This window comes from Microbacterium sp. RD1 (assembly GCF_052220165.1).
Lineage (GTDB): Bacteria > Actinomycetota > Actinomycetes > Actinomycetales > Microbacteriaceae > Microbacterium.
The window spans coordinates 393,181-412,692 of sequence record NZ_JBQPOL010000001.1 but is presented as its reverse complement, the minus strand read 5'-3'; the positions used below and the strand labels follow the sequence as shown (position 1 = coordinate 412,692).

Here is a 19,512-nt window from a genome sequence, read left to right as displayed (position 1 = left end):
GCCGTGCTGCTCCTCCTCGCTGCGTTCTGCGTCGTTCCGCTCGCCCTCCCCTGGCTCGTCTCCCGCCTCGGAGCGCGCGCCTTCTACATCGCGGCGCTTCTTCCCGTCGCCGCCTTCGTCCAGGCGATCCTCGCGACGCCCGCGGTGCTGTCGGGCGACATTCCGTTCGAGGCATACGACTGGATCCCGGCGCTGGAGATTCAGATCTCGCTGCGGATGGACACCCTCGGATGGCTGCTGACGCTGGTGGTCACCGGCGTCGGAGCCCTCGTCATGCTCTACTGCCGCTGGTACTTCGGTGGCAAGACCCAGGGCGTCGGGCAGTTCTCCGCCGTGCTCCTCGCGTTCGCGGGCGCCATGTACGGACTCGTGCTCACCGACGACATCGTGGTGCTCGTGATGCTGTGGGAGGTCACGAGCATCCTGTCGTACCTCCTCATCGGCTTCTACCATGCGCGCGGTGCGAGCCGCCGCGCGGCGCTGCAGGCTCTCCTGGTCACCACCATCGGCGGACTGGTGATGCTCGTCGGCGTCGTCCTCCTCGTCGTGGAGACGGGGACGACGAGCCTGTCGGAGATCCTCGCGATCGCTCCGACGGGAGCCGTCGTCGATGCGGCGCTGGTGCTGCTCCTCGTGGGTGCGCTGAGCAAGTCGGCGATCTTCCCCTTCCACTTCTGGTTGCCCGGCGCGATGGCTGCGCCGACACCCGTCTCGGCGTATCTCCACGCCGCGGCGATGGTGAAGGCGGGCATCTATCTCATCGCGCGCTTCGCGCCGGTCTTCGCCTTCGCCGCGCCCTGGCGCCCGATCGTGATCTCGCTCGGCGTCTTCACGATGCTTCTCGGCGGCTTCCAGGCTCTGCGGGAGAGCGACCTCAAACGCATCCTGGCCTTCGGCACCGTGAGCCAGCTGGGCTTCCTCACGGTCGTCCTCGGCTACGGCACGCAGGAGGCCGCCCTCGCGGGTCTCGCCCTGCTCCTGTCCCACGCGATGTTCAAGTCGGCGCTCTTCCTCGTCGTCGGTGTGATCGATCGGCAGCTGTCGACCCGTGACATCTCGGAGTTGAGCGGGGTCGGGCGCCAAGCACCCGTCCTCGCCACCTTCTCGGCGATCGCCGTCGCGTGCATGGCGGGGATCATCCCGACGATCGGCTTCGTCGCGAAGGAGGGCGCCCTCACCGCCTTCGTGGAGGAGGCTGCGCACGGCGAGGCGTGGGCGTGGGTCGCACTTCTCGGAGTGTCGATCGGGTCCGTCCTGACCGTCGGCTACGGGCTGCGTTTCCTGTGGGGCGCCTTCGCCACCAAGCGCGACGCGTCGGGCGCCCGGCGGGAGCCGACGTCCTGGCCCGACCCTCCGCTGGGCTTCCTCGGCGCACCCGTCGTGCTCGCGGCACTCACGGTCGTCGCGGGGATCGCGACGCCGTGGCTCGACATCGTCCTCCAGCCGTACGCCGCGACGGCCGCGCCAGCCAGTCCCGGGATCGAGCCGCCCGGCTCCCCGCCCCACCTGGCCCTGTGGCACGGCTTCGAGCCGGCGCTGTGGATCTCCCTCGCCACGCTCGTGCTGGGCGCGCTGGTCTTCGTGATCACGGCGCGCGTGCGCCGTTTCGTCTCGGTCAGGGTGCTGCCGTTCACGGCGACCGATGTGTACAACGTGACGCTGCGCGCCATCGCTCGTCTCGCCGTCCTCGTCACCACGCTCACCCAGCGCGGCTCCCTGCCGGTGTATGTCGGCACGATCTTCCTCGTGTTCGTGGCCGCCGAGGGCACGGCGTTGCTGGCCGGCCCGGCATGGCAGGCGGCGCTGGACGCCTGGCAGTCGCCCGCGCAGCTGGCCGTCGCCCCGCTGATGATCGCCGCGGGCCTCCTCGCCGTCAACGCGCGCAAGCGGTACACCGGCGTGGTCCTCGTCTCGGTCACCGGGCTCGGGATGGTGGTGCTGTTCGCCACGAGCGGGGCTCCCGATCTCGCCCTCACCCAGATCCTCGTCGAGACGGTGACCCTCGTCGCGTTCGCGCTGGTGCTCCGCCGCATCCCGGCGCGGATGGGGGAGCACAACGCCTCGGTGTGGCCGGTCGCTCGCGCCGTGCTGGCGATCGCGGTGGGCGCGACGATGGCGCTGGTCGCGATCGTCGCCACGGGCGCGCGCGTCGAGCGCCCCATCTCGGATGCGTGGCCGATGCTGGCGTACGAGATCGGTCACGGTCGGAACGTCGTCAACGTCGCCCTGGTCGACCTCCGCGGCTGGGACACCATGGGGGAGCTGTCCGTGCTCATCCTGGCCGCGACCGGCGTCGCCTCGCTCGTCTTCGTCACGCACCGCGCCGACACGCTCAGCGAGTTCACGTCGCCCCTGCCCCGGCTGAGCACCCGCGGCCGACCCCTGCTGGTGGAGACCGAGGAGGGGCCGCGGGCGCGCACCGCCGACACCCGCCACCGCCCGCAGACGTGGCTGCTCGGCGGCCAGAAGGTGCGGCCGGAGAACCGCTCGATCATCCTCGAGGTGATCGTGCGCGTGCTCTTCCACTCGATCATCATCGTGTCGCTGTACGTGCTGTTCGCCGGGCACAACCTGCCCGGAGGAGGCTTCGCGGGCGGCCTCATCGCGGGGATGGCACTGGTCATGCGCTACGTCGCGGGCGGACGCTACGAGCTCGGCGCCGCCGCCCCGACCGACGCCGGTCGCCTCCTCGGCACGGGAATGATCATCGCGGTGGGGTGCGCCGTCGTGCCGCTCTTCTTCGGAGCTCCGCCGCTGACGAGCGCGTTCTTCGAGATCGAGGTGCCCGTGCTCGGTCACGTCGAGTTCGTCACATCCACGATCTTCGACATCGGGGTGTACCTCGTCGTGATCGGACTCGTCCTCGACGTGCTCCGCAGCCTCGGGGCCGAGGTCGACCGGCAGACGCAGGAGATGCGCGCGCAGGGGGTGCTCTCCTGATGTCGGTCTCGCTCGTGCTCATCGTCATCATGGGCGTGCTGTTCGCGTGCGGTGTCTACGCGATGCTCGAGCGGAGCCTCACGCGCGTGCTCATCGGGTTCCTTCTGCTCGGCAACGCCGCGAATCTGCTCCTGCTCATCGTCATGGGAGAGCCGGGGGCCGCCTCGTTCTTCGGCGAGGAGAGGGAGACCAGTGACCCGCTGCCGCAGGCGCTCACCCTCACGGCGATCGTCATCACGTTCGCCGTCTCGGCGTTCCTGCTCGCCCTCATCTACCGCTCATGGCAGCTGGGGCGCGCCGACACCGTCGAGGACGACCTCGAGGACGTGGCGCTGCGGGCGCGTCCGTCCGACGAAGACGAGATGGACGTGGAGGTCGAAGACGAGGACGACGACGCCACGACCGACTTCGTCGACTCCGACGCGTCGCCCATCCGGCTGCTGCGCAACGCCGACCTCGCCGGTATCCGCGACGACGCCCCCTCCGACCGGCCGCTGCGTCGCCGGCGCGATCCCGAGCCGGAGGCACCCGACGATCACGAGGACCGCGACGAGGGACCGGACGGAGGCGAGAGCCGATGAGCGCCGCCACCCTGGTCCCCCTCCTGGTCACGCTGCCGCTCCTCGGCGCCGGCATCGCCCTCATCTCCGGCCGCCATCGCAAGATCCAGGTCGCCGTCTCGATCATCACGCTGACCGCCGTGCTGGGCATCGCCGCGGTGCTCCTCGGCATCGTCGACGCCTCCGACACCCCGCTGGCGGTGTCGGTGGGCGGATGGCCCATCCCCTTCGGCATCGTCCTCTACGTCGACCGCCTGTCGGCCCTGCTCGTGGTCGTCTCCAGCCTCGTCCTGCTGGCGGTCCTGCTGTTCTCGGTCGGACAGGGCGCGGCAGACGGCGACGACGAGACGCCGGTGTCGATCTTCCACCCGTCGTATCTGATCCTGTCGGCCGGCATCTTCACCGCCTTCATCGCGGGCGACCTGTTCAACCTCTACGTCGGCTTCGAGATCCTGCTCGTGGCCTCCTACGTGCTCATCACGCTCGGGAGCACCGAGTCGCGCATCCGCACCGGCGTCGTCTACATCGTCGTGTCGCTGGTGTCGTCGATCCTGTTCCTCTCCGCGATCGCGATGATCTACGGTGCGCTCGGCACGGTGAACATGGCGCAGCTGTCGGAGCGGATGACCGAGCTCCCGCAGGAGACGCAGCTCGTCCTGCACCTCATGCTCCTCCTAGCCTTCAGCATCAAGGCCGCCGTCTTCCCCCTGTCGTTCTGGCTTCCCGACTCGTACCCGACCGCTCCCGCGCCGGTGACGGCGGTGTTCGCCGGGTTGCTGACGAAGGTCGGCGTGTACGCGCTCATCCGCACCGAGACGCAGATCTTCCGCGACAACGACGTCAACCTGCTCCTCATGATCGTGGCACTGGCGACGATGATCGTCGGCGTGCTCGGCGCGCTCGCGCAGGCAGAGCTCAAACGCATCCTGTCGTTCACGCTCGTGAGCCATATCGGCTACATGATCTTCGGCCTCGCGATCGCGACGCCGGTCGCCGTCGGCGCGACGATCTACTACACCGTGCACCACATCGTCGTGCAGACGACGCTCTTCCTGGCTGTCGGTCTCATCGAGCGTCGCGCCGGATCGACCTCCATCCTCCGTGTCCGCGGGCTCATGCGGGCGGCGCCGGTCATCGCCGTGCTGTACTTCATCCCCGCGGTGAACCTCGGTGGGCTGCCGCCCTTCTCCGGGTTCATCGGCAAGTACGGCCTGTTCGACGCCGCCGCGCAGGTGGGCACCCCGATCATGATCGTGCTGATCGTGGGCGGCATCGTCACGTCGCTGCTGACGCTCTACGCCCTCATGCGGGCCTGGAACCTGGCGTTCTGGCGCGAGGAGGAGGACTCCACCGAGACCGAGGCGCGCATCTCGTACCTCGGCGCCGCACCGGCGGCGGGGACCCAGACCGAGCGACGGGTGATCCCGCGCATCATGACGGCGGCGACGTCCGGAATGGTCGTCGTGACGGTGGCGCTGACGGTGTTCGCCGGGCCGCTGTACGACGTGTGCGTGCGCATCGGCGAGACCCTCCTCGAGCCGATCAGCGTCGTGCAGGTCGAAGACGGGGTGCAGGAATGAAGCGCTCGGCGAAGGAGCTCCTGCGCGCGGCGTGGCGCCAGCTGCCGTTCTTCGTGTGGCTGATCGCGCTGTGGATGCTGCTGTGGGGTCAGTTCACCGTCATGGCGTTCCTGACCGGTCTCATCGCCGCCGTCGCGGTGACGAGGGTCTTCCGGCTTCCCCCCGTGCAGCTGTCGGGTCGGCTGAACCCCTGGTACGGGCTCGTCTTCGTCGTGACGTTCCTCTTCGATGTCGTGCGAGGGTCGCTTCTGGTCGCTCTGCAGGTGCTCGACCCGCGGCGCCAGCCGGGAGCCGCCATCATCGCGGTGCAGCTGCGCACCGACGACGACCTCATCATGACGCACGTCGGCGTCACCGCCTCGCTCATCCCGGGCTCGCTCATCGTCGAGGCCGACCGCGACCGCCGCATCCTGTACCTCCACGTCATCGGCGTCCGCTCCGACGATGACCTCGACAAGCAGCGCGACGCCGTGCTGGGGTTCGAACGACGCATCGTGCGCGCCGTCGGCTCGCGGATGCAGCTGGAAGAGGTCGGCGTGGCGCCGGCCGGGGGAGGACAGCGATGAACGTCGTGCTGATCGTCATCTTCGCCGTCTTCGCCGTCGCGGGGCTGCTCACGCTGTGGCGTATCGTCGTGGGGCCCTCGATCCTCGACCGGGCGGTGGCATCGGATGTGCTCCTCACGGAGGTGATGTGCGTGCTCGGCGCGGAGATGGCGATCAACCACCACACCCGGTCGCTTCCGATCATGCTCGTCATCGCCGCCGTCGGCGTCTTCGGATCGGTCTCGATCGCCCGCTTCGTCGCACGGAAGGACAACGCCGACCGATGATCCGCCGCGCCGCATCCGACATCTCCGAAGCCGTCAGTCCGCTCGACGCGTGGCTGAACGGCATCGCCCTCGTGCTCATCCTCCTCGGCGCGCTGCTGTGCCTCACCGCCGCCATCGGGGTGCTGCGTTTCCGCGACGTGCCGATGCGCCTGCATGCCGCCACGAAGCCGCAGGTGCTCGGGCTCATCGTCATCTGCCTGGCGATCGCCCTGTCGCTGCGATCGTGGCCGGTGGTGGCGTTCCTCGTGCCGGTGGTGCTGATCCAGTTCGCCACGGCGCCGCTGTCGGCGCACATGGTCGGGCGCCAGGCGTATCGCAACGAGACGATCGATCGCGTGCACCTGTATGCCGACGAGCTGCGCGCCGAGCGGGAGACCCCGCCCGCATCCGGCGGCTGACCCCGCGCCCCTGCCGCGCCGCCCTGCCGATCAGCCGATGATGCTCGGCTGGAGGTCGCGGAGGGTGCGGAATCGGGACATGCGGCCCGCGCCGAGCGCGGCGACCACGCCTCCGCCCACGAGCCACGCGGCCAGCACCGCGAGGTCCACCCCCACGCGTGATGCATCCCCGCCGTACATGACCTGCCGCATCGCATCGACGACGTAACCCATCGGCAGCACGTGATGCAGAGCGGCGAGCGGGGCCGGGAGCGTCTGCCACGGGAACGTGCCGCCGGCCGTCACGAGCTGCAGCACCATGAGCACGAGTCCGAGGAACTGCCCGACGGCCCCGAGCCAGACGTTCAGGGCCAGCACGATCGCGGCGTAGGTCGCCGTGGCCAGCAGCAGGATGCCGAGGGTCGCGAGCGGGTTGCTGAACGAGAAGCCGAGGGCGAGTGCGAGCACGGCGAACAGCCCGAGCATCTGCACCCCGCCGAGGAGGGCGGGGGTGAGCCATCCGGCCAGCGTCACGCGGACGGGACTGTGCAGTGCCGTCACCGCGCGACGCGAGACCGGCTTCACGATGAGGAAGAGGGCATAGATGCCGATCCACCCCGCGAGGGCGGCGAAGAACGGCGCCAAGCCCGCGCCGTAGTTCTGCGCCTGGGTGAGGGCGTCGGAGGACACCGCGATCGGGTCCGACAGCGCCTTGGCCTGCGCGGCGCGCGTGGCCTCATCGGAGTCGGGGATCTGCGCCACCCCCGCGGCGAGGCCCTGCTGCAGCTGCGTCGCACCATCGGCCAGGGACCCCAGGCCCGCGTCCAGCGCACTGGCCCCGGCGCTCAGCTGGGCGGCTCCGGATGCCGCGGATGACGCGCCGTCGGCGAGCGCGGCGCTTGCGGATGCGACCTGCCCGGCGCCGGCGGCGAGGCGGTCGGCCTGCGTGACCGCGTTCTGCACGCGCGTGTTCGCCTCGGCGAGGCGCTGCGCGAGCGGGTCGAGGTCGGCGAGCACCTCGGCGATCTGCGTCGGATCGAGTCCGGCGTCGGCGAGAGCCCGCGCGATGTCGGCGCGCGCCTGCGGCAGCAGCGCCGTCGCCTCCGCCGCCGCGGCGCCCACCTGCTGCGCGAGCGCGTCGACCTGGGCCGTGCCGGCCGCCACCTGCGCGGCGCCGTCGCGCAGGCGGACCGCGCCGTCCCGCAGCTGCGCGGTGCCGCCCGCGAGCGCACCCGCACCTGCGGCGAGCGAGCCGCTCCCCTCGCGGGCGGTGGACAGGCCGTCGACGAGCTGCTGCGCGCCGGATGCCGCGTCGGCGAGCTGCACGCGGATCGTCTGCAGCGCGTTCAGCAGCGTGAGTCCGGCCTCGTCGGCCACCTTGTGGGCGACGGTGTTCTGGATGCGCGCGACCGCCTGCGTACCGATGGTGGAGGCGAGGTAGTTGTTCGCGTCGTTCGTGTGGAGGACGAGATCGGCCTGGCGCGGCGCGGCTGACGAGATCGACGCGATGGCGGCGGAGAAGTCCGCAGGCACCTCGACCATGAAGTCGTAGGTGCCGTCGGCGAGCCCCGCCTCCGCCGCTCGTGCACCCACCCGGTGCCACGAGAACGTGTCGCCGTCGAGCAGCTCCTTCGCGACCTCGTCGCCGAAGTTGCGATCCTCGCCGTCGACCGGCGCGCCCGTGTCCTGCACGACGAGGGCGACGGGGACGCGCGACAAACTGCCGTAGGGGTCCTGATTCGCCCACAGGTACAGCCCGCCGTAGAGGATCGGCACGGCCAGCAGCGCGACCAGCGCGAGCACCGACATCCGAGTCGACGTCAGCCGTCGAAGCTCGGCGGCGATCATCTGCGGCACCTTCATGACGCGCTCCCCTCGGCAGATCCGAGCACCGTCTTCGAGGCGACGCCGGCGATCACGAGCATCGCGAGCCCCCGGTCGGCGAACTCCCGCGCGATGCGCCACCACACCGCCGGCTCGCCCCCATGGCGATCGGGGGAGGTGAGCACCATCCCGCCGACGCCCGGGCGGAGGGCAGCCAGCTCGAGGAGGATCCGGATCCGCTTCGACGGCGCCACCTGGCCGATGGGGATTCCGGCGGCCTCAGCCATCCCCAGCCCGTCGAGCCAGCGGCGTGCGGCGAATGGGTTCGGCGCTGATCCCGCGAACATGAGCTCCTCGGCGACGACGCCCGCGACCGTGACGTTCGGCTCCGGCTCCGACACGTCGAGCGCATCGACGAGCGCGACGGCGCGGCGAAGTGCCGCAGCATCGGCCTTGCCGTCGATCGTGACACTGCCCGTCGCCGGGCGCATGCGCCCCGATGCGAGCAGTCCCATCACGGTCGGACGCTGCTCGGTCTCGGCGACGGCGAGCGTCACGGCGCCCGTCTCGTAGCTGAGGGACGTCTCGGGCAGCGCTCGCCCCTTTCCGACTCCGCGCAGTTCGACCTTCACCGCTCGATCCTCCTCCGTCGCGGCCGCACTTCCGTGCTCGACTTGTGCCGTGTGGTCGAAATCCGCCCGGAATATCGACCACAAGACGCAACTCGACGGGTCTTGCGGACCGGTCGGTCGGTGCCGGCGGCGCGGGTCAGTCGGTGCCGGCGTCGAACGCGGCCGCCTCGCCGGCGGCATCCGTCGCCTCGGCGAGCCGCTCGTGCGCGGCGTCGAGCGGCGTCGCGCTCTCGATGATCTCGTCGGCCTCGCCCGCCGTCACGCGCCCCACGAGCTCGCCCGTCGGTCCGCCGATCAGGCCCATGCCGGCATACTGCTCGAGGCGCGTGCGCGAGTCGGCGATGTCGAGGTTGCGCATCGTGAGTTGCCCGATGCGGTCGGTGGGGCCGAACGCGGCGTCACCGACGCGCTCCATCGAGAGCTTCTCCGGTCCGTACGACAGGTGCGGGGCGGTGGTGTCGAGGATCGTGTAGTCCTCGCCGCGACGCAGGCGCAGCGTCACCGATCCGGTGATCGTCGAGCCGACCCACTTCTGGATCGACTCGCGGAGCATGAGCGACTGCGGCTCGAGCCAGCGGCCCTCGTACATGAGGCGCCCGAGGCGCCGGCCCTGCTCGTGGTACGTGGCGAGGGTGTCCTCGTTCAGGATGCCGTTGACCAGGCGCTCGTACGCGATGAAAAGCAGCGCCATGCCGGGCGCCTCGTAAATCCCGCGGGACTTCGCCTCAATGATGCGGTTCTCGATCTGGTCGCTCATGCCCAGGCCGTGGCGCCCGCCGATCGTGTTGGCCTCGCGGACGAGCTCGACCGGGTCGGCGAACTCGACGCCGTTGAGCGCGACCGGGCGTCCGCGGTCGAACGTCACGGTGACGTCCTCCGTCTCGATCGCCACCTCGGGGTCCCAGAACCGCACGCCCATGATCGGGTCGACGATCTCGAGCGAGACGTCGAGGTGCTCGAGGGTCTTGGCCTCGTGCGTCGCGCCCCAGATGTTCGCGTCGGTCGAGTAGGCCTTCTCGGCGCTGTCACGGTAGGGGAAGCCGTGCGCGAGCAGCCACTCGCTCATCTCCTTGCGGCCGCCGAGCTCGGTGACGAAGTCGGCGTCGAGCCACGGTTTGTAAATGCGCAGCGCGGGGTTGGCGAGCAGGCCGTAGCGGTAGAACCGCTCGATGTCGTTGCCCTTGTAGGTCGAGCCGTCGCCCCAGATGTCGACGCCGTCTTCCCGCATCGCGCGGACCAGGAGCGTCCCGGTGACCGCGCGGCCGAGAGGCGTCGTGTTGAAGTAGGTGCGTCCGCCGGAGCGGATGTGGAACGCCCCGCACGAGAGCGCGACGAAGCCCTCCTCCACGAGCGCCGTCTTGCAGTCGACCAGGCGCGAGACCTCGGCGCCGTACTGCGTGGCCCGCCCCGGGATGGACGCGATGTCGTCTTCGTCGTACTGCCCGAGATCACCGGTGTACGTGCAGGGGATCGCGCCCTTGTCGCGCATCCACGCGACGGCGACCGACGTGTCGAGCCCTCCCGAGAAGGCGATGCCGACGCGCTCGCCGACGGGGAGGGACTGCAGGACCTTGGACATGGCTCCCAGTCTATTTGGCCGTACGACCGCGTTTTTCCGCGGCGTCAGAGGGTGTCTTGTCCCAGCACGCGCCGCGGCACGCTGGTGGCGGCGGCGAAGGCATCGGGGCGCGGGACGCCGGATGCCACCACGACCTCGATCGCGCGTGCGAGAGTGAGGGTCGACCCCGCCAGGGTGTCGGTCCCGCGCAGCAGAGGACGCCCGCCGCGCACCTCGACGTCGAGGCCGCCGAGGAGGTAGCCGCCGTCGCCGAGGCCGGTGGCGGCCATGGCATCCGTCACCAGCGCGACGCGGCCGGATGCGGCGGCGAACAGCGTGCGGAGGACCACGGGGTGCACGTGCATCCCGTCTGCGACGACTTCCAGGACGACGTGGTCGCGCTCGAGTGCGGCGCCGACCGGGCCGGGCTCGCGGTGCCCGAGCCCCGGCATCGCGTTGAAGGCGTGCGTCAGCAGCGAGGCACCTCGGTCGAACGCCGACGCGGCCGTGTCGTGGTCGGCTTGGGTGTGGCCGACCGCCACGGTGACTCCGGCCGCGACGAAGGCGTCGATGGCCTCGGCCGCCCCGGGAAGCTCGGGGGCGATCGTGATCTGCCGCAGCACGCCCTCGCCGGCGGCGAGCAGAGCGCCGACCGCCTCCCGGCTGGGCACAGTGAGTGCGTCGGGGTCGTGCGCGCCGCGGCGCTCGGGGGAGAGGAACGGGCCCTCGAGATGAACGCCCAGGGCGCCGGGAAGAGAGGGAAGGATCCGGCGAAGGTCGCCGAGCCGCCGCGCGAGCGCGGGGACGGGAGCGCTCACCAGGCTCAGCACCACGCCATCGGTGCCCTGGCCGTGGTGGTACTGCAGCGCCGCCTCGATCCCGGAGGCGTCCGCATCGTCGAAGGAATAGCCCGCGCCGCCATGGCAGTGCAGGTCGACGAACCCGGCGGCATCCGTCGCGTCGACACTCATGCTCTTTCCTCCCGCGCGCGTTCGGTGAGGGGTGCGCGCGCGGCCGCTCGGCGTGCGCGCACCCGCAGCACCGCCGCCCCCGCGAAGGCGACCGCCAGGATGCCGAGCGCGATCGCGAGCGCGTAGGCCAGCACGCCGGGCCATCCCGCCTGCTCGTACGGGTTCACGAAAGGGTACGGATACCAGTACGGCGTGCCGCTCGCGGGCGAGGTGATGAGCGGCGCGCGCGTCATCGTGTAGACGAGCCACGCCAGGGGGAAGACCAGCGCGGCGGATGCTGTGCGCCAGCGCAGGGCTCGGTGCCCGGTGCCGAACAGCAGATCCGCCAGGATCACGATCGGCGCGAAGACGTGCAGCACCTCGTTGGCCCAGAGCACCGTGTCCGGGCCGATCGAGATGGCCCGCAGCAGCAGGTTGTACGCCGCGCCGGTGATCACGAGATACGACGCGACGAAGAGGAACGCCGCGCTCAACGCCGGCGGATCGGGCAGCTCGCGCCGGCCCGGGGCCAGGCGGAGCACACCGGCCCACGCGAGCACGCCGATTCCGGCGATGTTGGAGAGGATCGTGAAGAAGCTGAAGTAGTTCGCGGCGACGGTCGGCACGTCGCGCCCGTCGGCGTCGGCCGCGGCCATCACGACGAGGAACTGCGTCACGACGGCGGTGAGGATCACGGCTGCGGAGATCAGCCGAGCCACCGTCCACGCCGTCCACCGCATGGCGCCACCCTAGCGACCGCGGCGCCCGGGGGCGGGCTCGATAGGATGGGGTGTACCGCCGGACTACACGCGAGGAGCGTCCATGCCCGCAATCGTGATCGTCGGCGTCCAGTGGGGCGACGAAGGCAAGGGCAAAGCCACCGATCTCCTCGGCGAACGCACCGACTGGGTGGTGAAGTTCAACGGCGGCAACAACGCCGGTCACACCGTCGTCGTCGGAGACGAGAAGTACGCGCTGCACCTGCTGCCCTCCGGCATCCTCTCTCCGGGCGTGGTTCCCGTGATCGGCAACGGCGTCGTCGTCGATTTGGAGGTGCTCTTCTACGAGCTCGAGGCGCTGAGCGCCCGCGGCGTCGACGTCTCGCGGCTGCGCATCAGCGCGAACGCGCACATCATCACGCAGTACCACCGCACCCTCGACAAGGTCACCGAGCGCTTCCTCGGCAAGCGTCAGATCGGCACCACCGGCCGCGGCATCGGCCCCGCCTACGCCGACAAGATCAACCGCGTGGGGATCCGCATCCAGGACCTCTTCGACGAGAACATCCTGCGGCAGAAGGTGGAGGGCGCGCTCGACCAGAAGAACCACCTGCTGGTGAAGGTCTTCAACCGGCGCTCGATCACCGTCGACGAGATCGTCGAGGACCTGCTCTCCTTCGCCGATCGCATCCGCCCGATGGTCGCCGACACGAGCCTGCTCCTCAATGACGCTCTGGATGCCGGTGACGTCGTGGTGTTCGAGGGCGGCCAGGCCACGATGCTCGACGTCGACCACGGCACGTACCCGTTCGTGACCTCGTCGTCCGCGACGGCGGGAGGGGCGGCGACAGGCTCCGGGGTCGGACCCAACCGCCTGGACCGGATCGTCGGAATCGTGAAGGCCTACACGACGCGCGTCGGATCGGGCCCCTTCCCCACCGAGCTGTTCGACGAACAGGGCGAGCTGCTGCGCTCGCGCGGCTTCGAGTTCGGCACCACCACCGGGCGACCGCGCCGCGTCGGCTGGTACGACGCTCCCATCTCGCGCTACGCGACGCGCATCAACGGGATCACCGACCTCGTCCTCACCAAGCTCGACATCCTCAGCGGGTTCGACCGCATCCCGGTGTGCGTGGCATACGACGTCGACGGCGAGCGGTTCGACGAGGTGCCGGTCAACCAGACCGACTTCCACCACGCCAAGCCGATCTACGAGTACTTCCCCGGCTGGAAGAAGGACATCTCCGGCGCGCGCACGTTCGACGAGCTGCCGCTGGAGGCGCAGGATTACGTGCTCGCCCTCGAGGAGATGAGCGGCACGCGCATCTCCGTCATCGGGGTGGGTGCAGCGCGCGACGCCGTCATCGTCCGCACCCCCCTGGTCGACGAATGAGGTTCTGGGTCGGCGGGTACGGCGCCGATCACAACGGCGCGCCCGGTGAAGGCATCGGGATGCTGCAGGCCGGCGACGCCGACGACGGCTCGGCCGGGGGGCCGCTGGCGTTCACCGGGACCGCGGTCGCCGCGCCCTCCCCGTCCTGGCTGGCGCCGCATCCGGCCCTCGACGTCGTGTACGCCGCCCTCGAGGAATCGGGCAGCGTGCAGGCATTCGCCCAGGTCGCGGAGGACCGTCTAACTCCGCTCGGCGAGCCCGTCGCCGCGGGGGCGGCGGTGTGCCACGTGGCCGTCGCACCGGACGGCGCGTTCCTCCTCGCCAGTTGCTGGGGCGATGGGCGCCTCGTGCGGGTGCCGCTCGCGGCCGACGGAGGGCTCGGGGCCGCGTCGATCGCGCCGGCAGCGATCGATCCCTACGGTCCCGAGACCGCGCCGGCCGCCGCGCCCGATCCGGAGCTGGCAGCCGCGGCGCGAGCCCTCCGGCAGGCCGCGGGAGAGTTCGGGTCGCTCGTTCCCGACTACGACGAAGAGCCGCCGGCGCCCGTGGTCGAGGCCGCGGAGTCGGGGCGCGTGTCACGCGCGCATGAGGCGCTGTTCCTTCCCGGCGGCATCGTCGTCTCGACCGATCTCGGCTTCGACGTGGTGCGCGTGTGGCGCCTTCGCGAGGGGCGCCTCCGTGGTGTGCAGCAGGTCGTGCTCCCCGAGGGGAGCGGGCCGCGGCACATGGTGTGGCATCCGAGCGGGCATCTCTACGTGCTGACGGAGCTCTCGCGCGAGGTCTTCGTGCTGGCGCCGGATGCGGAGGGGCACTGGCGCGTGATCGGCGGAGTGCCGGCGGCGCCGGGCCTTCTCGACGGCGACACCGCGGCCGAGCTCGCCCCGTCGCGCGACGGGGAGTTCCTCTACGCCGGCATCCGCGGCAGCGACACCGTGGCCGTCCTGCGCGTGCGCGGCTCGGGCGACGCGCTGGAGCCGATCGCGCTCGTCGAGGCCGGTGTCAGAAAGCCCCGCCACCACGTCGTCGTCCGCGACACCCTGCTCGTCGCGGGGCAGGGGTCGGACGAGGTGGCCTCGCTCAGCCTGGACCTGCGCACCGGCGTCCCCGGCGGCGTGCGATACGTCACCCCGGTGCCCGCGCCGACCTGCCTGCTCCCGCGTCGCTAGCCCGCGCTAGGCTCCGCCGGGTGGAAGCGAGCCAACGCATCCGCGCGTCAGCCCACGCTTCCACGCGGCACGGGAGCGTGGGTTCGCGCACGGATGCGTTGGCTCGCCCCCGATCGGAGACTGAGGCGCTAGACCTTCGCGTCCTGACGCGGGACGATCACCTGCTTGATGATGAGCAGGATCGACGCCGTCACGGGGATGGCGACGAGCGCCCCCAGGAGACCGAGCAGCGTGCCGCCGACGAGGGCACCGATCACGACGAGCGCCCCTGGTACCGAGATGGTGCGGTTCATGACGCGCGGCGTGAGGATGTACGCCTCGATCTGCATGTACACGAGGTAGGCGGCGGCGAAGATGAGCGCCTGGAACGGATCGGTGAAGAGGGCGAGCAGGCTCCCGATGATCCAGAAGAGCACCGATCCGACGAGCGGGATGAGCGTGATGCAGAACGCGACCACGGCCATCAGCGCCGGGAACGGCAGCCCGAGGAAGAAGTAGAGCAGGAACGCCAGCACGGAGTTGCACAGAGCCAGCACCACCATCCCGGCGAGATAGCCGCCGATGGAGTCGGTGATCTGATCGGTCATGCTCGAGACCCCGGTGCGGTTGCGGGCGGGCACGAGCCGCACGAACGACGCCTTGATCGCCGGGAGGGACGCGAGGAAGTACAGGCTCAGGACGAGGATGATGATGACACCCGAGATGCCCGTGGCGATCCCGGCGCCGACCTTGAGCACGCCACCGCCGATGGCGGCGAGGTTCGCGGGGTTGGTGGCGAACTTCTCCAGTTCGGCGAGCAGGTCGCTGACGCTCGCTCCGAACGTGCTCTGCAGCCACGCGTACACGTCGCTCTTGGCGAAGTCGTCCACGATCCCGGGCAGATCGGTGACGAACTGCGTGATCTGCGTCACGACCGTGGGGATGATCAGCCACAGGATGCCGGCGAGGATCACCGCGAAGATGAGGTACACCAACGCGATCGACCAGCCGCGACCGAGGCCGCGACGCTGGAGGAACCGCACCACCGGGTCAAGACCCAGTGCGGCGAACAGCGCGAAGACGATGTAGATGATCACCGTGGACAGGTTCGAGAAAGCCAGCCCGACCAGGACGGCGACCAGGCCGCCGAGGGTGAAGAAGAACCCCACCGAGAAGGGGCTGGCCAACGCCATCCATCGCGGCCGTCCCACCGGCTCGCCGGGAGCGGGGGGAGGGGTGGCGGGCGCGGCAGCGCCGTCGGTCGCGTCGGTCATGGGTCACACTCTAGAGCCGCCGATGCCGCCGCCCCGGCGGCATCCGCCCCGCCCGACGGACGCGCCGCGGGCCGATAGGGTCGGATGCGGGAGGACGCCATGACCGATTCGGCTCCGGCCGCCGATCCGCGCGAGGTGCTCGCGGGGCTTCGCGGCAGCATCGACAACATCGACGCCGCGCTCATCTTCTTGCTCGCGGAGCGCTTCCGCTGCACGAAGCAGGTGGGCGTGCTCAAGGCCCAGCACGGCATGCCCGCGTCCGATCCGGCGCGTGAGGAGCAGCAGATCGCCCGGCTGAAGCGGCTGGCGAGCGAGGCCGACCTCGATCCCGAGTTCGCCGAGAAGTGGTTCAACTTCGTGGTGGCCGAAGTCATCCGCCACCACACCGCCGCGGCATCCGACACCGTCTGAGCGCGAACGACGCCGGCGTCAGGGAACCGTGCGCCGCAGCGTCAGATAGGACGCCCCGCCGAGGACGGCGGTGAGCACCACACCCCACAGCGTGAGGCCCAGTGAGCCGTTGACGCCGATCCACGTGAACAGGTCGCCCCACGCATCGGCTCGGCCGATGAGCCAGCCGATCCCCACCAGGGCCAGACCGAGCCCGACGAGCGTCGAGACGAGCACCGTCACACCGAACCGCTTGTAGAGGAGCGCCGTCCACATGCCGAAGATGAACAGCATCATCGCGACCACGAAGTAGGTGAGGAACGCCGACGCCGGTCCGCGTTCCCACACCCACGCGAGGTAGAAGAAGTAGCCGTCGATGCCCCAGCCGTCCGTCGCCTGCTCGAGGAAGCCGCCGCCGACGAACACCACCGCCAGCAGGCCGCTCGTCAGGCCCGCGGTGAGGAGCGTCCCGAAGAAGTATTCGCGACGCGTGAGACTCATCGCCTGGGAGAACGGGAAGGTGTAGGTCAGCGCCATCACCCCGACGGCGAGGAAGTACCACAGTGGCGCCTGCGCGCCGCCGCTGTACTTCGTCGCCCCCGGCGGAAGCATCACCCAGACCAGCATGCTCACGAGGAACGACGAGCCGAGGATGATGAGCGGCACCCAGATGTAGGTCTGCCGGTTCGTCAGCTGCAGGCGGATGACGTTGAGCGTGCGGTTCATCGCAGGGCTCCTTCCCGATCGGCATCGATCGACGCGGCGTTCTGGGTCGTGCGGACGATGAGCTGCTGCAGCGACACCGACGCGACGTCGAGGCCGGCGGCCGCCAAGCGGGCACGGTCGTCGGAGGTGAGCGCCCCGAGCACCGTGACCGAGGCCACGCGGCCGAGGCCCTCGCGGTGGATCACCTCGCGGCCGGCGACGAAGGCGTCGACGGCGGCGGCGTCTCCGACGATGTTCGCGGCCCGGTCGCGGACCGCGTCCGTGTCCTCGTCCATGACGATGCGACCGCGGTCGATGACGAGCACCTTCTCGATGAGGTTCGCGACCTCGTCGATGAGATGGCTCGAGAGGATCACGGTGCGAGGGTGCTCGGTGTAGTCCTCGAGGAGGCGGTCGTAGAAGACCTGCCGGGCGACGGCGTCGAGCCCGAGGTACGGCTCGTCGAAGAACGTGATCTCGGCGCGCGACGCGATGCCGATGACGACGCCCACGGCCGACAGCTGACCGCGCGAGAGCTTCTTGATGCGCGTCTTCAGCGGGAGCTGGAAATCGTCGATGAGCCGCTCGGCGAGCGTCTGATCCCAGTTCGGGAAGAACAGCCGCGCGATGCGAAAGGCGTGCCGCGGTGTCGCGTCATCCGGATAGCGCTGCCCCTCCCGCACGAAGCACATGCGCGAGAGCACGCGCGCATTCTCATAGGGGCGCTCCCCGAACACCCGCACGTCGCCGGAGGTGGCGAAGTTCTGCGCGGTCAGGATCGACATCACGGTCGTCTTGCCGGCGCCATTGCGCCCCAGCAGTCCGTAGATGGTGTCCTTCTCGATGGAGAAGGACACATCCTCGACGGCGAGGGTGTTGCGGTAGCGCTTGGTGAGGTTCCTCACCTCGATCACAGCGGTCATCAGGCGGTCCTTTCGGTCGGGAGGTCAGGAGCGCGATCGGCGCGGTCGCGGATGAGGGCGGTGAGGTCGTCAGGCCCGAGACCGAGCTTGCGCGCCTCGAGGAGGAGCGGTTCCACGAAGCGATCCGCGAAGGCGGTGCGTCGCTCGGTCAGCAGCATCTCGCGGGCGCCCGGCGCGACGAACATGCCGATACCGCGTCGCTTGTACAGCACTCCCTTGTCGACGAGCATGTTCACTCCTTTGCCCGCGGTGGCGGGGTTGATCCGGTGGAAGGCGGCGAGCTCGTTCGTCGACGGGGCCTGCCCCTCTTCCGGGAGGCTGCCGTCGATGATGGCGTCTTCGACGCTCTCCGCGATCTGCAGGAAGAGCGCCTTGCCTTCTTCAATCACCCGCACCTCGTTACATGGTTCATTACTTCAGTAACTAACCATGCATCCCTCGGACCCGGCTGTCAAGTCCGGGGTCGCGCGTAACGTCGGCATCGTGAACAGAACCGACCGCCTCTACGCCGTGGTGGAGGAACTGCGTGCGGTGGCGCCGCGTCCGCGGAGCGCGCGATGGCTCGCCGAGCGATTCGAAGTGAGTATCCGCACCGTGGAGCGAGACATCAGTGCGCTGCAGCAGGCGTCGGTTCCCATCTGGGCCGAACCGGGCCGCACGGGCGGCTACTGTCTGTCGTCCGGGCACACGCTCCCGCCCGTGAACTTCACCCCCGACGAAGCCGTGGCGATGGCCGTCGCCCTGCAGTCGATGGATGCGGCGCCCTTCGTGCCGGCCGCCGCCGCGGCGATGCGCAAGCTGACGTACGCCATGACCCCCGACGACGCGCGCCGCGCCCGGGAACGTGCCGAACGCGTGCACTTCCTCCGGAGCGCGGCCGAGAAGCGGGGAGTCCCGAGGGCGGTCAGCGACGCCCTCTCGACGGGGCGCGTACTGCGGATCCGCTACGGGGATCGCGAGGGGCGCGAGACCACACGCGACATCGAGCCGCTGGGCTACGTCGAATCCGATGGCGTGTGGTTCGTCGTCGCGTGGTGCCGGATGCGCGGAAGTGTCCGAGCGTTTCGCATCGAGCGCATCCGCGACGTCACCGTGACAGCCGAACGGCCCGCGCCGCGCGCACTGGCCAGAGAGGATCTCGATATCCCGTACGGCACGCTGCGAACGCTCGATCTCTAGGACATCGGCAAACACCGACAGGACGCTGTCGCGCGAGGGGAAGAGGCTCGGGTGGTCGAGATCGTCTCGGCATCTCATCCGAGGAGCATCCGTGAACTTCATCTCTGTGCGCGTCATCACCGACGACGTCGCCCGGTTGGCCGATTTCTATGAGCTGATCACCGGCGGCACGACAGTCCGCACCGGCGAGGTGTTCGCCGAGCTGTCGACACCGTTCGCGACGCTCGCGATCGGCAGCACCCGCACCGTTGCGGTCTTCGCTCCGGGGGCCGCGGAGCCCGCCCGGAACCGGTCTGCGATTCTCGAGTTCCTGGTTGCGGACGTCGACGCGGAGTACGCGCGGCTCCGCGATGCCGTGGACTCCTGGGTCAACAAGCCCACCGACATGCCGTGGGGGAACCGGTCCCTGCTTCTGCGCGACCCCGACGGGAACCTCGTGAATCTGTTCACGCCGGTCACGCCCGAGGCTGCGGCGAAGTTCGCACGCTTCCAGGCGTGACGCGACCCCCGTCCGTTCGTCCGTAGGGGTTA

The 19,512-nt window shown here is 70.1% G+C and carries 20 protein-coding genes; 11 read left to right on the top strand and 9 right to left on the bottom strand.

Translation table 11 applies throughout. From position 1 onward, the window contains the following. The first annotated feature begins 3 nt into the window (after nt 1–3). Genes ACTU3I_RS01940 through mnhG form a run of 6 tightly spaced genes read left to right on the top strand, consistent with a single transcriptional unit; the run spans nt 4 to nt 6,310 of the window. Nucleotides 4–2,940, top strand: coding sequence for a Na+/H+ antiporter subunit A (locus ACTU3I_RS01940; protein WP_442923918.1), 2,937 nt, complete (start codon nt 4–6; stop codon nt 2,938–2,940). Further along, nucleotides 2,940–3,521: a Na(+)/H(+) antiporter subunit C gene (locus ACTU3I_RS01935; protein ID WP_442923917.1), complete on the top strand. Its 582-nt coding sequence runs from the start codon at nt 2,940–2,942 to the stop codon at nt 3,519–3,521. The genes ACTU3I_RS01940 and ACTU3I_RS01935 overlap by 1 nt, the downstream gene beginning before the upstream one ends. Further along, on the top strand, nt 3,518–5,080 hold the full coding sequence (locus ACTU3I_RS01930; RefSeq protein WP_442923916.1) for a Na+/H+ antiporter subunit D: 1,563 nt from the start codon (nt 3,518–3,520) through the stop codon (nt 5,078–5,080). The genes ACTU3I_RS01935 and ACTU3I_RS01930 overlap by 4 nt, the downstream gene beginning before the upstream one ends. Then, a complete protein-coding gene (locus ACTU3I_RS01925; protein WP_442923915.1) occupies nt 5,077–5,646 on the top strand; it encodes a Na+/H+ antiporter subunit E in 570 nt (189 codons plus the stop codon). The genes ACTU3I_RS01930 and ACTU3I_RS01925 overlap by 4 nt, the downstream gene beginning before the upstream one ends. Next, complete coding sequence (locus ACTU3I_RS01920) at nt 5,643–5,912, top strand: monovalent cation/H+ antiporter complex subunit F (protein ID WP_442923914.1); 270 nt, start codon at nt 5,643–5,645, stop codon at nt 5,910–5,912. The genes ACTU3I_RS01925 and ACTU3I_RS01920 overlap by 4 nt, the downstream gene beginning before the upstream one ends. Further along, the gene (mnhG, locus tag ACTU3I_RS01915) at nt 5,909–6,310 is read left to right on the top strand and encodes a monovalent cation/H(+) antiporter subunit G (RefSeq protein WP_442923913.1); all 402 of its coding nucleotides are present in this window, start codon (nt 5,909–5,911) and stop codon (nt 6,308–6,310) included. The genes ACTU3I_RS01920 and mnhG overlap by 4 nt, the downstream gene beginning before the upstream one ends. A gap of 30 nt (nt 6,311–6,340) precedes the next feature. On the opposite strand, the gene ACTU3I_RS01910 is transcribed toward mnhG, so the two are convergent. The 5 genes from ACTU3I_RS01910 to ACTU3I_RS01890 form a co-directional block, all read right to left on the bottom strand. After that, nucleotides 6,341–8,152 (bottom strand): YhgE/Pip family protein, encoded by a 1,812-nt coding sequence (locus tag ACTU3I_RS01910; RefSeq protein WP_442923912.1) that lies wholly within the window; start codon nt 8,150–8,152, stop codon nt 6,341–6,343. After that, a complete protein-coding gene (locus ACTU3I_RS01905) occupies nt 8,149–8,745 on the bottom strand; it encodes a hypothetical protein (RefSeq protein ID WP_442923911.1) in 597 nt (198 codons plus the stop codon). The genes ACTU3I_RS01910 and ACTU3I_RS01905 overlap by 4 nt, the downstream gene beginning before the upstream one ends. A 136-nt stretch (nt 8,746–8,881) precedes the next feature. Beyond that, complete coding sequence (gene argG / locus ACTU3I_RS01900) at nt 8,882–10,324, bottom strand: argininosuccinate synthase (RefSeq protein ID WP_442923910.1); 1,443 nt, start codon at nt 10,322–10,324, stop codon at nt 8,882–8,884. Nucleotides 10,325–10,368: 44 nt separating this feature from the next. Further along, entirely contained in the window at nt 10,369–11,274 is a 906-nt protein-coding gene (locus ACTU3I_RS01895) for an N-acetylglucosamine-6-phosphate deacetylase (RefSeq protein ID WP_442923909.1), read from the bottom strand. Then, nucleotides 11,271–11,993: a Pr6Pr family membrane protein gene (locus ACTU3I_RS01890; protein WP_442923908.1), complete on the bottom strand. Its 723-nt coding sequence runs from the start codon at nt 11,991–11,993 to the stop codon at nt 11,271–11,273. Before ACTU3I_RS01890 ends, ACTU3I_RS01895 begins: the two co-directional genes overlap by 4 nt. Nucleotides 11,994–12,075: 82 nt before the next feature. Here ACTU3I_RS01890 and ACTU3I_RS01885 point away from each other — a divergent pair, with 82 nt between their 5' ends. Together ACTU3I_RS01885 and ACTU3I_RS01880 are read left to right on the top strand one after the other, a co-directional pair. After that, a complete protein-coding gene (locus ACTU3I_RS01885) occupies nt 12,076–13,365 on the top strand; it encodes an adenylosuccinate synthase (RefSeq protein ID WP_442923907.1) in 1,290 nt (429 codons plus the stop codon). Continuing rightward, entirely contained in the window at nt 13,362–14,531 is a 1,170-nt protein-coding gene (locus tag ACTU3I_RS01880; RefSeq protein WP_442923906.1) for a lactonase family protein, read from the top strand. The genes ACTU3I_RS01885 and ACTU3I_RS01880 overlap by 4 nt, the downstream gene beginning before the upstream one ends. Nucleotides 14,532–14,659: 128 nt before the next feature. On the opposite strand, the gene ACTU3I_RS01875 is transcribed toward ACTU3I_RS01880, so the two are convergent. Beyond that, complete coding sequence (locus ACTU3I_RS01875) at nt 14,660–15,784, bottom strand: AI-2E family transporter (RefSeq protein ID WP_442923905.1); 1,125 nt, start codon at nt 15,782–15,784, stop codon at nt 14,660–14,662. A gap of 99 nt (nt 15,785–15,883) precedes the next feature. On the opposite strand from ACTU3I_RS01875, the gene ACTU3I_RS01870 reads away from it, so the two are divergent. Continuing rightward, nucleotides 15,884–16,195, top strand: a complete 312-nt coding sequence (locus ACTU3I_RS01870; protein ID WP_442923904.1) for a chorismate mutase — start codon at nt 15,884–15,886, stop codon at nt 16,193–16,195. A gap of 18 nt (nt 16,196–16,213) precedes the next feature. On the opposite strand, the gene ACTU3I_RS01865 is transcribed toward ACTU3I_RS01870, so the two are convergent. From ACTU3I_RS01865 to ACTU3I_RS01855, 3 genes are read right to left on the bottom strand one after another with little or no spacing between them, the layout of a single operon-like run. Continuing rightward, nucleotides 16,214–16,900 (bottom strand): hypothetical protein, encoded by a 687-nt coding sequence (locus tag ACTU3I_RS01865; protein ID WP_442923903.1) that lies wholly within the window; start codon nt 16,898–16,900, stop codon nt 16,214–16,216. Further along, nucleotides 16,897–17,802 (bottom strand): ABC transporter ATP-binding protein, encoded by a 906-nt coding sequence (locus tag ACTU3I_RS01860; RefSeq protein WP_442923902.1) that lies wholly within the window; start codon nt 17,800–17,802, stop codon nt 16,897–16,899. Before ACTU3I_RS01860 ends, ACTU3I_RS01865 begins: the two co-directional genes overlap by 4 nt. Continuing rightward, nucleotides 17,802–18,191, bottom strand: coding sequence for a GntR family transcriptional regulator (locus ACTU3I_RS01855; RefSeq protein ID WP_442923901.1), 390 nt, complete (start codon nt 18,189–18,191; stop codon nt 17,802–17,804). The genes ACTU3I_RS01860 and ACTU3I_RS01855 overlap by 1 nt, the downstream gene beginning before the upstream one ends. A gap of 94 nt (nt 18,192–18,285) precedes the next feature. Here ACTU3I_RS01855 and ACTU3I_RS01850 point away from each other — a divergent pair, with 94 nt between their 5' ends. Together ACTU3I_RS01850 and ACTU3I_RS01845 are read left to right on the top strand one after the other, a co-directional pair. After that, complete coding sequence (locus ACTU3I_RS01850; protein WP_442923900.1) at nt 18,286–18,981, top strand: helix-turn-helix transcriptional regulator; 696 nt, start codon at nt 18,286–18,288, stop codon at nt 18,979–18,981. A 91-nt stretch (nt 18,982–19,072) separates the two neighbouring features. Continuing rightward, nucleotides 19,073–19,480, top strand: a complete 408-nt coding sequence (locus ACTU3I_RS01845; RefSeq protein ID WP_442923899.1) for a VOC family protein — start codon at nt 19,073–19,075, stop codon at nt 19,478–19,480. Nucleotides 19,481–19,512 lie beyond the last annotated feature (32 nt).